Genomic DNA, 14,218 nt, shown 5'->3' on the forward strand with positions numbered 1-14,218 from the left:
TTTCATTTTTTTTACAATTGAAAAGCACTGTTCCAGAGATTTAGAACAACAAAACCCTGATTCTCTACACATAAACTCTTGTGGCATACCGATTGATTATCGATTTAGAACATAACGACAAGATCAATATCAAAAACTTGATCTGTATGAAATCAATAAAACAATCGTATCACAAAAATTATTGGCATGATAAAAATTGAAAACCTAAGCAAAAGATTCCGAACCGAAGATGTTGAGACTACCGCACTCAATCAAATTAATATTGAAATAAAAGAAGGTGAATTTGTTGCCATTATGGGACCCTCGGGTTGTGGCAAATCAACCCTACTTAATATTTTAGGTATGCTTGATAGTCCAACTTCAGGAAACTATTATTTTAACAAGCAGGAAGTCGGCAATCAAAAGGAAAGTCAACGCAATGCCATACGTAAAGGCAATATCAATTTTGTATTTCAAAGCTTTAACCTGATTGATGAGCTGAACGTTTTTCGCAATGTGGAGTTGCCTCTCAACTACCTTAATGTAAGTAAGGCTGATAAAAAGGCCAGAGTCTTAGAAGTTCTCGACCGCATGAAAATTGGGCATCGCAAGCACCATTACCCACAACAACTCTCAGGTGGACAACAACAGCGTGTAGCTATTGCCCGTGCCGTATCAGCCAACCCCAAACTTCTGCTTGCCGATGAGCCTACAGGTAATCTGGATTCTAAAACCGGGCTGGAAGTGATGAATCTACTCACCGAGCTCAATAGCGAAGGAACAACCATTGTGATGGTCACCCACTCTGAGCGAGATGCTGAATTTGCTCACCGCGTTATTCGCCTGTTTGATGGTGAAGTGATGACAGAAAAAACCGCCAAAGAATTCGCTACGATTAATTACTAAGCTAACACCAGAACCCATGATATTGAATCAAATTCTCAAGAATAAAAAATGGTATGGCATCAACACCCTAGGTATAGGACTTGCTTTTGCTGTTGCCCTTATCATATTCACCCACGTAAAAAAAGAACTCTCCTACGATAACTTCCACTCAAAGGCGGATGATATTTATCGTATCACAACCGAAGATCAACAATTAGAAGGACAACCACCAACATCGGGTATAGATGGGAAATTAATCCTTCCTCTTTATACAAATTTTCCTGACATTAAAGAAGTGGTTCGTCTTATTCACCCGGACAATACAGTTATAACTGCGGACAAAAATAATTTTTCAAGCAACCAGCTTTTTTTCACCAATAGCCAATTCTTCAAAGTTTTCGATTATAAATTATTACGAGGAAACAGAACAAGTTTATTTAATCAACCCAATCAGGTGGTTATTAGTAAAAAGACAGCACTGGCTTATTTTGGTACAGAAGAAGCTATCGGTAAAGAAATTAGTATTCAAGTCCAATACTTGTATTCAAAATCGGGCAATTATACCGTTGCTGGTGTTATGGATGACTTTCCAGAAAACTCACATTTTAAAGCAGATCTGTTATTTTCTATAAATAATAATGAGGATATCAACCAATTTCATACCTATACATATCTCTTATTACAAAAAGAACGAAACCTAAACTCTCTAAAGAGTTTAATAAATGCATACTGGAAGAAGAATACCAAGGACGGAGAACCTGATCCAATTTCTCAACTCATGCCCCTAAGAGATATTCACCTGTACAGTCACAATGCTGATGAGATGAGTACAAATGGTAGTATGACCTCCCTGATCATCTTAATTGCAGGTGCTTTGATTGTTTTTCTGATCGCCTTTATCAACTATACCAATTTAAATTACGTGCAGTTTATTACAGATCTCAAAGATTTTAAAGTCCGGATGATCAATGGCGCTTCCTTAGTCGATTTGGGTCAGATCATTTTTATTCGATCACTTATTCCCATCAGTTTTGCCATTCTTTTTGGTGGACTATTGGCTTATAATTTCGATACCATAAGTGCATCATCCTTTAATCTGGACATCTCAGCTTTCGATTTACTATGGATAAGCCTCATCTTTTATCTGATCTTTGCCTTGGCTTCACTATTACCATTGGCAACAACAAAAGTATCTAAAGACTTGGCTCGTTCACCTTATCAGGGATCTAAGAAGTTTGTAGCTTCACTCCTTTTCCAGTTTATGCTATCCATTGCTGCCATTATCACAACTATTGTCCTGCATAAACAAATCAATTTGGTGAATAACCTGCATCCCGGAGATGAGAAATCTGCTATTGTTGTTATGACGGATGTTCCCTATCATATGATTGCCAAATTCGAAGTTTTAAAGGAATCCTTTTTAAAACATTCCGAAATCCGAAATGTAAGTGCCGCCTTCTACAAACCCGGGCTTAACATACCTTTTTCTTATCCCTTTGAGATGGAAGGCGCTGATAAAACTGTCGAAAAGAAACTCAATATGTTTTCCATTGAAGAAGATTTTTTCAAGCTGTTTAATATCAAACCACTGGCAGGCTCATTAGATATGGGTATTACTTCATCAATACCATGGGAAAATATTGCCCTTAGAATACACGATCAAAACCCAAACAAAGATGAATTTATAAAAAATCTTAACAATTATACCAAAGAGCATGGTGGCTTTCAGGAAAAATATATTTTAAATCAGTCAGCATTAAAAGTGCTAGGCATTCAGAACCCTGAAGATGCCATCGGAAAATCTTTTCAATTCAATTTTATGGCTCCGGAACTGTTTCAAAAAGGTAAGGTGATTGCAGTGATTGGGGACTTGCACTATGGTGACATGTTTTCCAAGGAAGAGCCTATGGTTTTAGCTTCAAAAAATCTATTCAACAGTACCTTTATTGCAAAGATTGATCCCCGTAGAAAAGCTGAAGCACTTCAATCATTAAAAACAGAATGGGAAACTCTGTCACCTGATCATCCTTTCAGATATGAGTTTGTTGACGATTTGTATGAACAGATTTATTTTAACCAATACAAAGAGATGAAAGCTTTAACTCTGTTCTCCATCCTATCGATTGTTCTATCTGTATTGGGTATGTTTGCTTTGTCTTCATTTAGCATTCAACACAAAACCAAAGAGATTGGTATCAGAAAAGCCAATGGATCCACTTCTTTAGAAATTCTGACCTTATTGATAAGAGAATACACACAGTGGGTTGTTGTCGCCTTTCTGATTGCTTGCCCCATTGCCTATTATATCGCAAGAGATTGGCTGAGCAACTTTGCATATCATATTGAACTAAGCTGGTGGATATTTGTAGTATCCGGTGTTATGGCATTAATCATTGCTATACTAACGGTCAGCTGGCAAACCTGGAAAGCCGCTACACAGAATCCTGTGGAAGCACTTAAGTACGAGTAAATAAAAAACCGTTTCCTATTTACTTGCAAAGAAGACTTCCTCATTCCTGGGAAGTCTTCTTACTATTTTAGCCAGAAACAATTTACTTATTTAAATTCCATTTTGTCTTTTCTATCTGCAAGCAAGTCCGCTGTATAAAGTTTGAATTTCCTTTAACTTAATTATCTTTAAAGCTCATTCAAATATTCAATTCTCATGAAAAGATTAGGTCTTATTTTCTTTTTACTTCTACTAATATGTACTTCATGTCAGAAAAAGAAAGGGGATTGGTTCACCGTGGAGAAACTGGATAATAAAACTTATCGCATTAGGGAAAATCAGAGTAGTCAAGGCAATAGCTCCTACCTTATTATTGGCGATAAGGAAGCCCTACTCTTCGATTCAGGGTCAGGAGAAAATAAGACCGGGGACATAAAATTACTAGTCGATTCTTTAGCCGGAGAGCCGGTTACTTTATTGCATTCCCACTTTCATTTCGACCACATTGGGAATAGTAAAGCTTTTCCAGATGTTGCCCTACCCAATCTGCCAGATCTTCAAGATCGCCTGGGTGAAGATTCTTGCATTCATATCAGAGAACAGGAAAGTTTAATACCCCAAACTTGCATCTTAAAAATAAGAACGCAGTATCCCATAAATACAGAATTTAATCTGGGGAACAGAAAAATCAGCATTTATCATACGCCCGGTCATTCTCCCTGGTCTTTCACAATTGTTGATAAAAGAGGCAAATATCTCTTTGTTGGCGATTTAGCTTACAAAGGTCTTTTATTGGTTAATGATCTTGATGAATATCAAAATAGCCTTAGTCAGCTGATTCAGACTTGTGATTCATCCTATCAAATTCTTGCAGCACATGGAAATGAAGATCTGCTCTATTCGGATTTGGATAAAATCAGACTCGCTCTAAAAGCATTTCAGAACAAGAGACCAGCACCTAAAAAGGAAATCAATCTATTGGGCAATAGAAAAAAGATGTATGTTATTGATGGAATTCCATTTATTTATGATAAAACGGTGAATTATTAAAAAATTTTAATTTCAATTCCTCCTATGATCTAGAAGAGACTTAAACAGGTATTGAATTCAATTCCTAAAAGATGACATCTATATTGAGGTTTCAGTCTATCTGAAAAAGAAGAAAGATTATTCATAGAGTTATAGGTGAATCCACACAAAGAAAATGAAATTCAAATCTTTAGATTAAAGGTTTAGTCACTTCAACACACACGATCTTTTGTATCAAAAAAGGAGGTTGCTTTAAAAACAACCTCCTTATTTTTTTGTAGTTATATTCTTATAACTGATATGATCGAATTAAGTGATTCTTCTCATTTACGACAATGACATTATCCACTTCATCAATTAAGTAATTGGGCGTCTTATCCAATAATTCAATTTGTAAGTCCGTAGCTCCAGTCTTTTTATTTACCTTATAAATAAAATGTTGGTTTGGTGCATTCTTATTCTTCACCTTAGTAACAATGAACTTATGGCTCTTTATTGATTTTGAATTGGAGTATCTGGTTTTTGTTATTTCAATAACCGGTACCATATCACCACTTGTACTTTCTAAATACAAACCTCCTTGAACAGTCGTTTCTGATGTCCCATCAGTTTGATCTGCTGAGGTACGGTAAGCCCCATTGGATAATGAAGAAAGCATTTCTATATTATCAAGGTTTCCTTGAATATCAAAATCTACACCAGCTATAAACAAACCCAATTGAGCAGCATTCTTTAAACCACCCAAATCAGATGCAGGCTCAAAGTACTTTGTATATTTCACTTTCCCAGATGGCTCCAGTAAAGAAACATGTTGTCCAGTCTGTAACAGATATCCTGACCCATCAATGTATTCAGCCATTAGGGGTGTCTTCCTTTTTACATTTTCAAGTTCGACATCCTCAGCAAAAAGTTCTATTTGACCTGACTTCAAATCAAACTTATATCCCTTTTTATTCTCAAACAAAATAACTTTATCTTCGGTCTCGTCATATGTTACAGCCGGAATTGCTTTAAATTTCACATCTCTTTTCCAAACATCCTTCCCTTTTTCAAAATCTAAAATATTTGAACGCTCTGTCGAAATATATAAAACGCCCTTTTCAGTTGGTGTTACATAGTAAGAATAACCTTTTACCTTACTCTCCCATATTCTCTTTCCACTTTTATCAACCAAACAAATTGAACCTTCCTTTTCATTTTTACCAACTGCAATAAATCCTTTATCGTGAGCGATAACTTCCTCTAGAAAATCAATTTTAAAACTCTTTTTCCATTTAAAATCATTGGTTTTGGGATCAATAATATTAAAGCCTTCAGTCTCTACAAGAATTAAATTATCTTCATTATCTGGTCTTACATCAACAAGTGTTCCTTTTAACTTTAATTTTCCTGGTGTGATATCCTCACCATTAGCAGGATTAAGAACTTTGAGTTTTTTTGATTTCTTCACGCCAACATACAAACTGTTATTTATATCAGAAAAAACCAATGCATTGATCTTTTTGTTAGCTTCATATTGCCATACCACCTCACCACTGGTCGAGTTAATGGTATATATTTCATTATTAATACCTAAAATAATATTATTATCTTGATTAAAGAATGGACCATGATTAACAAAAGAACGTTTTGTGTATTTATTCATTAAACCTTTAGATTCACCCAGACTGGCTATCCAATCCATTTTCCATGTTTTAAGACTAAAACACATCATTTTACGTAGATTTCCTTTAAGTAACTCAAATAAAATAATTCCCTTATTAGGAATTAATGTGAAATCCTTGATTCTATACTGTTCATCTTTCGTATCAAATAAAATATCTCCATTACTTGAATTAATAAGAAGACCTCTCATCTTTCCAACAACAGGTACATATTCTACATAGATTATTGGAAGTCCATCAATATTCATATAACTGTTCTTATCCACGGCCTTTAATTCAGTATTCTGCCATACGATTTCACCAGTTTTATTATTCATTGCTAGCAATCCTTTAGCGCCAGACGCAATAATAAGACCATCATTGGATTGTTTGATCCATCCAACTTCATAAAGGGCTTCTTTCAGATCAACTTCCCACATTTTATTTTGTGAATAAGCTGGTTTAACTAATAAAAGACTTACAACTGTTAAGACAAAAAGTCTCATCATTGATTTATACATAGTATTAGGGTTTTGGTTAGTTTCACTTGAAAATAGTCACGAATACAAAAATCATTCAAAATATATTTATTCAATTTGACTGTTAAATAATATTTTCATCTGGATATTTGACACCACAGACAAAAACCTATTAAACAAAGAATTAAATCATCACAAACAAGATTAATCAACGATTAAAAACGTAACTTTAAACAAGTAGACATTAATAATAATTACAGATTTATTTAAATTTCATTATAAAAACACAAACTTAACAATGTTTTAAAATTATAAGCCTCAAAAATTATAATTATAGTAATAAATAACTAAGATTTACAGAAATACTAAAAAATATACTGTAAATAGGCCCAGAATCCGGATTAAATAAAATAATAATTACGCACTTATAACTTGCACTGCAAAGAACAATAACATATAAAACGATAAATTTTACGTATTATTTAATTGAGGCTTGTGAATTAATTTTTAAAATCAAACTCAAGTATTAGAATGAAGACAAGACATAGATAGGCATGATTTATAGTAGGGATTTGTTCTATAAAAAGACACTCAAATATGCAGAGACAGATGTATTAATTCTGCTAATAAAATATCCCAATCAGAACATTCTATCAAAGATCATTTTACATTATGTTTTTTTCAGAAACTTTTGGGGAGTGTTTCTTATTTTTCACCTATTAGTGATTCTACCATCTTAATGGAATCTGAAATACAGGTAGAACATACATTTTTCTTCAAATCCATATCCTTGAATCGGTTTTCGCCCTCTTCAGTCTTAAAATCACAATCTAAAAGTGCCTTACAATCCAAAGAACCATGAAGCGCTTTGAAATCGACTGAAAATTTTTGAATCATCTCATTGGTAGCATTTCTGGCTTCTATATTTTCAAAATGCTTCTGGCTGTTGTAAATGCCCAAAGCCATAAATGATCCGGTAACAGCACCACAAGTTTTCTGAAGCTTGCCCATACCGCCACCAAAACCACTTGCAATAGATAATGCAAAACCTGGATCAAAATTTAAGTGTTCGGCATATGCTGTCAATACGGATTGCGCACAATTCATCCCATTATAAAACGAGTGTATGGCTTTTTCTTCAATTTCTTTCATCAGATGATTTTTTTACTTACAAGGGATTAAATGCTTCCTAATATAGTTATGGGAAACAAGATAATGACAAATATAACACTATTACGATCCCAAAAGCAAAAGAGGAGGCAAACAACAAGCACCTCCTCTTTAATTTATTTTTAAATCTATGATTCATCTGATACCCCCATATTTGATTCCGGTCAAGTCAGCCATCTCCTTTTTCCATGTCGTAATATCATTCTCATTAAACTGATTCAGGTGATGGTGCCCACAAGCCCTTGCCATAACCTTCATCAATTGAGTTGAAGCTGTGAAAAAATTAAACAATTGTTGAGCTGACTTATCCACATTTATCAATTTCCGTAATTCCGGATTTTGAGTTGCAACACCCGCGGGACAGTTGTTGGTATGACACATTCGCGCGGCAACACAACCAATGGATTGGATAGCAGAATTGGCCAAAGCGATACCATCCGCTCCCAGCGCCATTGCTTTAATAAAATCATCAGGAACTCGAAGCCCTCCTGTAACAATCAGAGTCACATCCTTTTTGTTTCGTTGATCAAGATATTTCCGTGCTCGAGCCAAAGCTGGAATCGTAGGTACAGAAATATTATTGCGAAAGATTAAAGGTGCTGCTCCGGTTCCTCCTCCTCTTCCGTCAAGAATAATATAATCGGCAGAGGCATCCAGCGCAAATTGAATATCCTCTTCGATGTGATTGGCTGACAACTTAAAACCTATTGGAATACCACCCGTTACCTCTCTAACCTTATTCGCAAAATTCTTAAAATCTTCAACCGTATGCAGATCTTCAAATGTTGGAGGTGAAACAGCAGGAGTGCCTTCTTTCAAATTTCTAACCTGGGCAATCTTCCCTACTACTTTATTGGCTGGCAAATGTCCACCCGTTCCAGTTTTGGCGCCTTGCCCTCCTTTAAAATGAAAGGCTTGTACACGCTTTAATTTATCCCATTCAAAACCAAACTTAGCCGAAGCGTATTCATAAAAATAATGGCTGTTTGCATGCTGCTCTTCATCCTGCATACCACCCTCACCTGAACAAATTCCTGTCCCTGCTAATTCGGCTCCTTTGGACAATGCAATTTTAGCTTCTTCAGACAAAGCTCCAAAGCTCATATCAGAAACAAAAAGGGGGATTGCTAAACGCAAAGGTTTTTTCGCATTAGGACCTATAACAAGTTCTGTTCCCACAGGAACATCCTCCATCAGTGGTTTTGTTGCAAGTTGAGCCACCAGGATTTGAATATCTTTCCATTGAGGTAAACTGGGACCGGGGACCCCCATTGCATCGACTTCACCATGAGATCCCATTTTCGACAAACCATCTCTAGCCAATGCTTTAATATGAGCTAAACTTGGTTCCTCTTTTGTCGGTTCAATATATGAAGCTTCAGGAATTTTAGATTTTATCTCCACCTCCTCTAATGTCTTGTGCGTTCCATCGCAGTAAGGCAAATTTTTGCTTTGTTTACACATACACAAATAAGCTTCACCTGATTCTTTAGCTGTAAATGCTATAGGTTTAAAATCGGTTGTTCGATGTGAACCATCACAAAAGGGTTGTCCCTTAGATTCACCACACGCACAAAAATAATGTTCTTCACCTTTCTGTAATTCAACAACAATAGGTTTTTTGCCTGCTCTCTTGGGTACACTCATTTGATTCATTTTTAGATTAGAATTACTCCTCAATTTAAAAACTTATATCAAGTATTCATAATATTAAAAACCTATTTTAAGCAAGAGTTAAAAAAAAGAGCTGCAATTTTAGAATTGCAGCTCCTTCTGATAAATATCGATTTTTCGATTTGAACGATTAAGTTTTACCGATCATTGTTGTATAATAAAACAGTCTTTGGGATACATATTTAAATTTTAAATCCAAGTCTTGCAAAATAATATCCCCCATTTGCTCCAAACTGACTGACAATACGCGAATACTTAAAACGACCTTCGCTTTGATATTCTTCCCTATTTTCATCCGGATAGACATTAAAAATATTGTTGGCTCCGATAGTCAGACTCAAATAATCCGTTATATGATATCCCAAACTCAAATCAGTCACAATTTTTTCAGAGTACGTCTGATCAACAGGTGATTCCTCAGTTCCTTGTCTATCTGTTACCGAACCGAAACGTACATTATTCAACTGAGTAAAGAAGCGTTTATAGGAATAGCTAATTCCAAGATTAATCTTACTCTTAGGAGTCGCTGTCTCCAGACGTGCCGTTTCTTCCCGACTAAAAAATTCCTCCTTGCTGGCTTTTAAGCTGCTTGGAATGTGTACATCAGTCACACGGGTTTCATTAAAATTGGCCGCTAAAGTAAGAGCCAGTCGATTCTCACCAAAGCTTTTACGATAAGACAAAATCAAATCTAAACCTTTGGTTCGGGTATCAACGGTATTGGCAAACAATTGAGCTTCACCTGCATTAACCGAACTCAGAATCTGGTACAATTCTGGTTCCTTCGCCTCGTCTGCACTCACATTACCTGAAAGTAAAATTCGATTGTTCACATCTATCCAATAACCATCCAAAGTCAGGTCAAGGCCTCTGGCAAGTTTCCATATTAAACCCGTGCTGTAATTAACCGAACTCTCATTTTTCAATGCAGGAACACCAATCAACTTAGCCACCCGACTATCGTTTCTGAAGGTCCCAACCTCAGAACTCACAACCTCACCATTTCTTTGAGTGAATAGTGTTGCTGTATTATTAAAGAAACGCTGTTGAAGCGAGGGAGCTCTGAATCCTGTACTAAATGCTCCACGCACAGCGAAATTAGGGCTAAGCTGATAACGAGAAGCAATTTTCCCATTAAAAGTCTGTCCAAAATCAGTATAATCCTCAAATCTTCCTGCAAGAGAAATAAAGAAATTTTTCGTAAAGTTCAGTTCCAAATCTGCGTAAAGAGCAATATTTGAACGAGACTCATCCACCTCATTCTTAGGCTGAAACCCTGGGAATACCTGAGCGCCACCCGGTCGTCCGTAGAAAACATTCGTTGTCTTATTCTCATTCAGATAGTTTACACCATCAAATTCTTCAATCACCTGTACATTACCATAATTACGATACGAAGCTTCTTCCCCAGCACTCACCCTATAAATTTCATTTCGGTATTCGGCTCCCAATGCCAGATTCAGACCTTGCAGAATATCATCAAAATAGCGATCGAAATCCAGATTAATTGTATTCTGCGTCAATTGAAAACGCCCCGCATCAAAGCTTGTAGGCGATGTAGTCCCCATAGATGCATTCAGGGTGTTTCCAATGATAAATCGGAAAGAATTGGTGCCATAGGTGTTCGATAAATCCACATGCCAATTCCCTACTTCTCCGCGAATACCTGCAGATAAAGAAGCATCAATAATTCTGGCATTAATTTCGGGCAGAAAACCCTTCGGGTAAATTGTACTCACATTTCTCGATTGATTAGGCAAACGATAATACCCCGTTGAGTTTCCCCGACGGGAATTGATTCCTCCAAAGACATATAATTCTTGCTTATCATTCAAAGGAATCCCCGAATTAAGAAACAAGGCTGCATTCGCGGCTTCTGAATCACCTGCTTTAAGACTGAATCGTCTGCGTCCGCCATTCTTAGTAATTAAAGCCTCCTCTTCCTCAGTCGTTAAATTATTAGTGATGGCATTTTGTGTATTAATACTGGCAGCCTCCTCAGCAGATAAAGTCGTTCCAGACTGGAATGGACTCAAATCGCCTTCCTGAAAATCTTCACTAAATATTCCTTTTCCATCAGTTTTGTACACCGCACCCGTATACAAAGCCGCTCTATCGGTATGCCCTCTTTTCTGATACTGCCCGGTAAGATTAATGAAACCCGATTCTCCTACTTTAATACCATAATTGGAATTAATTTGTACTTGCTTGCCATCGCCTTCATAGGTCTGACCCGTATTGATAGAAGCAATCACCGTGTCAGTATTTTTTTTAAGAACAATATTAATAACACCAGCAATGGCATCAGACCCATATTGAGCAGCAGCACCATCTCTTAACACTTCGATGCGCTCTATAGTTGCTGTAGGAATTGTGTTTAAATCAATCCCCGAAGAACCACGCCCCGCAGTAAGCGTATTGTTCACAAGTGAAGACGAATGTCGACGTTTCCCATTAATCAGAACCAACACGTGGTCTATCCCCAGCCCTCTTAATGAAGCAGGATCAACATGATCCGTTCCATCCTGAACCGTGTATCGATTCGAAGAAAAGGAAGGAGCTACATAATTCAAAATCTGACTCAATTCCAATTGGGCAGACTGCTGAACCACTGCTTCAAGTGGAATAATATCGACCGGCGTAGGCGTTTCGATTACTGATCGGTTTCGATTACGACTCCCCACAATTGTGACCTCGTTTAAACCAACCTGTTCCGGACTCAGACCTACTTTAAGAATAGTCTGATTTCCGAGTTCAACCTGTTTTGTCTGATAGCCCACAAACCTTAATTCAACTAAGGGATATTTCCGATCGATCCCCAACTGAAATTTTCCCTCCTGGTTGGTAATGGTTCCAAGTGTTGTCCCCGGAATCACAACACTTACTCCTGGCAAAACTTCTCCTGTTTGAGCATCAGTAACTGCTCCTGAAATGGCTTTTTTTTGTGCTAATACAGATCCTGACAGGATCAATATATATAGTAATGGTAATATTAACTTCTTCATTTTTTTATATTTTCAGTCAATAAGTCTCCAAAGCTTTTTGAATAATATGACTTGTTTTATAATATTTCTTTTTGATAGTCTTTTAAAAGACCAAGATCTTATTTCATAAATAATGGATAAATGTCTCACATCCGAACCAAACACATCATATCCATACAAGCTACAAATACCCAACTAATACCATAAGCAACTCGTTTTTTCCACTGATGCCTGTTCCCATCCCAGGAATCTAAAACACCGACTGTTTCTTTTCTTTCCTTAAACATGATTTTGATTTATGAATGCACTTTATTTAGTTCTCAATAAATGTGATTTATCTATATCGGACAATTGATAAAAAACGATCAATTACCGACCTATTATTCATTTAAAACAAAGCATAACAATCCTATTATCTGTTCGTTCACACGACAAACAGACTGAGATTCAAGCCTCACTAAATTTTAATGAAAAACCTACATTCGCTTTTTAATAATGCGATCCCAAAAAGGAGAATAAATGGCCAATAAACTAAAGCCTAGCAACACTAAAAGGTAATGCACATTGGGTACCAATTCCCAATAAGTCAATCTACCGGATGTAAATCCCAAAAGAATCAGAACCTGTGCGCCATAAGGCAAAATTCCTTGTGAGATACAGGAAAAAATATCGATCAGTGCTGCTGTTTTCCGCTTGTCAATACGATACGTTTCACTTATTTGTTTAGCTATGGGCCCTGTTATAATGATGGAAACGGTATTGTTAGCTATAGAAAAATCCGTGAGAGAAACTAAGGCGCCAATCCCCAATTGAGCTGACTTACGTCCTCGAACACAGGCTTCAACACTCTTCAATAGGTAGTTAATACCGCCAGCTTCCCTGACAAGTGCAGCCAAACCTCCTGTTAGCATCGAGAGTAAGAAAATCTCTGACATATTATTAAATCCCTCGTATACACGCTTTCCGAGTTCCAAAAAACCAAAATGACCTGTAGCCATACCAATTATCCCGGCTGAAATACATCCCAAAGTTAAAACGGTAAAGACATTAACACCCGTTATTGCAAGAATTAGAACCAAAATATATGGTAAGATTGACAACAGAGAATAGTCTGCAGGTATTAATGGTATTGAATGCTTTACAGGTGCAATATTGCCTACATAAAAGAGTATTATTAAGCATAACAGAGCTGCTGGTACAGCAATATAAAGGTTAACTCTGAATTTGTCTTTCATCTTACAACCCTGTGTTTGTGTGGCCGCAATGGTCGTATCTGAAATCACTGACAGATTATCGCCAAACATGGCGCCTCCCAAAAGACTGCCCATTAAAAGTGAAAGCGACACCCCACTACTCTCGGCTAAACCAACGGCAATGGGTCCTAAAGCGACAATTGCCCCCACAGAAGTTCCCGTTGAAATTGAAAGAAATGAAGCCAGAAGAAAGACTCCTACCGCCAGATACTGAGAAGGAATAAAACTCAAACCCAGATTCACTGTAGATTCAACCCCTCCCATAGCACCAGTTACAGAGGCAAATGCTCCAGCCAAAAGATAAATCAAACACATGGTCAAAATCTTCTGTTCACCACAGCCTTTGAGCAGCGTATTGAATTTTTCATCACTTGTGCCTTTCAAAAATAAAAAGGCAGTTATAATACCTAGAAATACAGATATGGGTGAAGGAATCGCATAGAAATCTTCCAAAAGAATCCCGGCTCCCAAAAAAGTAAATATAAATACAGCAAAAGGTAGCAAAGCTATCCCATTACTTGGTTTAATGCTCTGGTTCGTAATCATGGTACTGAAATAAAGTATATGGTATGACTAATTGTTAATGATAAGCTGAAAGGGGAGTCCCTAATTTCCGGAGGTCTTCTAATGTTTGATTTTCTATCCTGCTTTAACAAACCAGTTGCTGTAAGAA

9 protein-coding genes are annotated in these 14,218 nt (G+C 36.7%); 3 read left to right on the top strand and 6 right to left on the bottom strand.

Annotated features, from left to right (window positions below):
* Positions 1-186: 186 nt before the first annotated feature.
* From EV201_RS04215 to EV201_RS04225, 3 genes are all read left to right on the top strand, one after another.
* Complete coding sequence (locus EV201_RS04215) at positions 187-885, top strand: ABC transporter ATP-binding protein (RefSeq protein ID WP_130306142.1); 699 nt, start codon at positions 187-189, stop codon at positions 883-885.
* A 16-nt stretch (positions 886-901) separates the two neighbouring features.
* Positions 902-3,334, top strand: coding sequence for an ABC transporter permease (locus EV201_RS04220; protein ID WP_130306143.1), 2,433 nt, complete (start codon positions 902-904; stop codon positions 3,332-3,334).
* Positions 3,335-3,529: 195 nt separating this feature from the next.
* Complete coding sequence (locus EV201_RS04225; RefSeq protein ID WP_130306144.1) at positions 3,530-4,363, top strand: MBL fold metallo-hydrolase; 834 nt, start codon at positions 3,530-3,532, stop codon at positions 4,361-4,363.
* Positions 4,364-4,631: 268 nt separating this feature from the next.
* Here EV201_RS04225 and EV201_RS04230 read toward each other — a convergent pair whose 3' ends face one another.
* From EV201_RS04230 to EV201_RS04250, 6 genes are all read right to left on the bottom strand, one after another.
* Entirely contained in the window at positions 4,632-6,506 is a 1,875-nt protein-coding gene (locus tag EV201_RS04230; RefSeq protein WP_130306145.1) for a PQQ-binding-like beta-propeller repeat protein, read from the bottom strand.
* 663 nt (positions 6,507-7,169) lie between these two features.
* Complete coding sequence (locus tag EV201_RS04235) at positions 7,170-7,616, bottom strand: C-GCAxxG-C-C family protein (RefSeq protein ID WP_130306146.1); 447 nt, start codon at positions 7,614-7,616, stop codon at positions 7,170-7,172.
* A 153-nt stretch (positions 7,617-7,769) separates the two neighbouring features.
* Positions 7,770-9,281 (bottom strand): glutamate synthase-related protein, encoded by a 1,512-nt coding sequence (locus tag EV201_RS04240; protein WP_130306147.1) that lies wholly within the window; start codon positions 9,279-9,281, stop codon positions 7,770-7,772.
* Between the two features lie 209 nt (positions 9,282-9,490).
* Positions 9,491-12,313 carry a TonB-dependent receptor gene (locus EV201_RS04245; protein WP_130306148.1) on the bottom strand — a complete coding sequence of 941 codons (2,823 nt, stop codon included), beginning with the start codon at positions 12,311-12,313 and terminating at the stop codon, positions 9,491-9,493.
* 125 nt (positions 12,314-12,438) lie between these two features.
* The gene (locus EV201_RS16345) at positions 12,439-12,579 is read right to left on the bottom strand and encodes a hypothetical protein (RefSeq protein ID WP_165389577.1); all 141 of its coding nucleotides are present in this window, start codon (positions 12,577-12,579) and stop codon (positions 12,439-12,441) included.
* A 189-nt stretch (positions 12,580-12,768) separates the two neighbouring features.
* The gene (locus EV201_RS04250) at positions 12,769-14,091 is read right to left on the bottom strand and encodes a Na+/H+ antiporter NhaC family protein (RefSeq protein ID WP_130306149.1); all 1,323 of its coding nucleotides are present in this window, start codon (positions 14,089-14,091) and stop codon (positions 12,769-12,771) included.
* Positions 14,092-14,218: the final 127 nt, after the last annotated feature.

Origin of the sequence: Ancylomarina subtilis (assembly GCF_004217115.1) — a bacterium.
GTDB classification, from domain to species: domain Bacteria; phylum Bacteroidota; class Bacteroidia; order Bacteroidales; family Marinifilaceae; genus Ancylomarina; species Ancylomarina subtilis.

Bases quoted from the DNA above. Each gene is read 5' to 3' on its own strand.
- EV201_RS04215 (WP_130306142.1), top strand. From the start codon at position 187: ATGATAAAAATTGAAAACCTAAGCAAAAGATTCCGAACCGAAGATGTT.
- EV201_RS04230 (WP_130306145.1), bottom strand. From the start codon at position 6,506: ATGTATAAATCAATGATGAGACTTTTTGTCTTAACAGTTGTAAGTCTT.
- EV201_RS04240 (WP_130306147.1), bottom strand. From the start codon at position 9,281: ATGAGTGTACCCAAGAGAGCAGGCAAAAAACCTATTGTTGTTGAATTA.
- EV201_RS04250 (WP_130306149.1), bottom strand. From the start codon at position 14,091: ATGATTACGAACCAGAGCATTAAACCAAGTAATGGGATAGCTTTGCTA.
- EV201_RS16345 (WP_165389577.1), bottom strand. From the start codon at position 12,579: ATGTTTAAGGAAAGAAAAGAAACAGTCGGTGTTTTAGATTCCTGGGAT.
- EV201_RS04220 (WP_130306143.1), top strand. From the start codon at position 902: ATGATATTGAATCAAATTCTCAAGAATAAAAAATGGTATGGCATCAAC.
- EV201_RS04235 (WP_130306146.1), bottom strand. From the start codon at position 7,616: ATGAAAGAAATTGAAGAAAAAGCCATACACTCGTTTTATAATGGGATG.
- EV201_RS04245 (WP_130306148.1), bottom strand. From the start codon at position 12,313: ATGAAGAAGTTAATATTACCATTACTATATATATTGATCCTGTCAGGA.
- EV201_RS04225 (WP_130306144.1), top strand. From the start codon at position 3,530: ATGAAAAGATTAGGTCTTATTTTCTTTTTACTTCTACTAATATGTACT.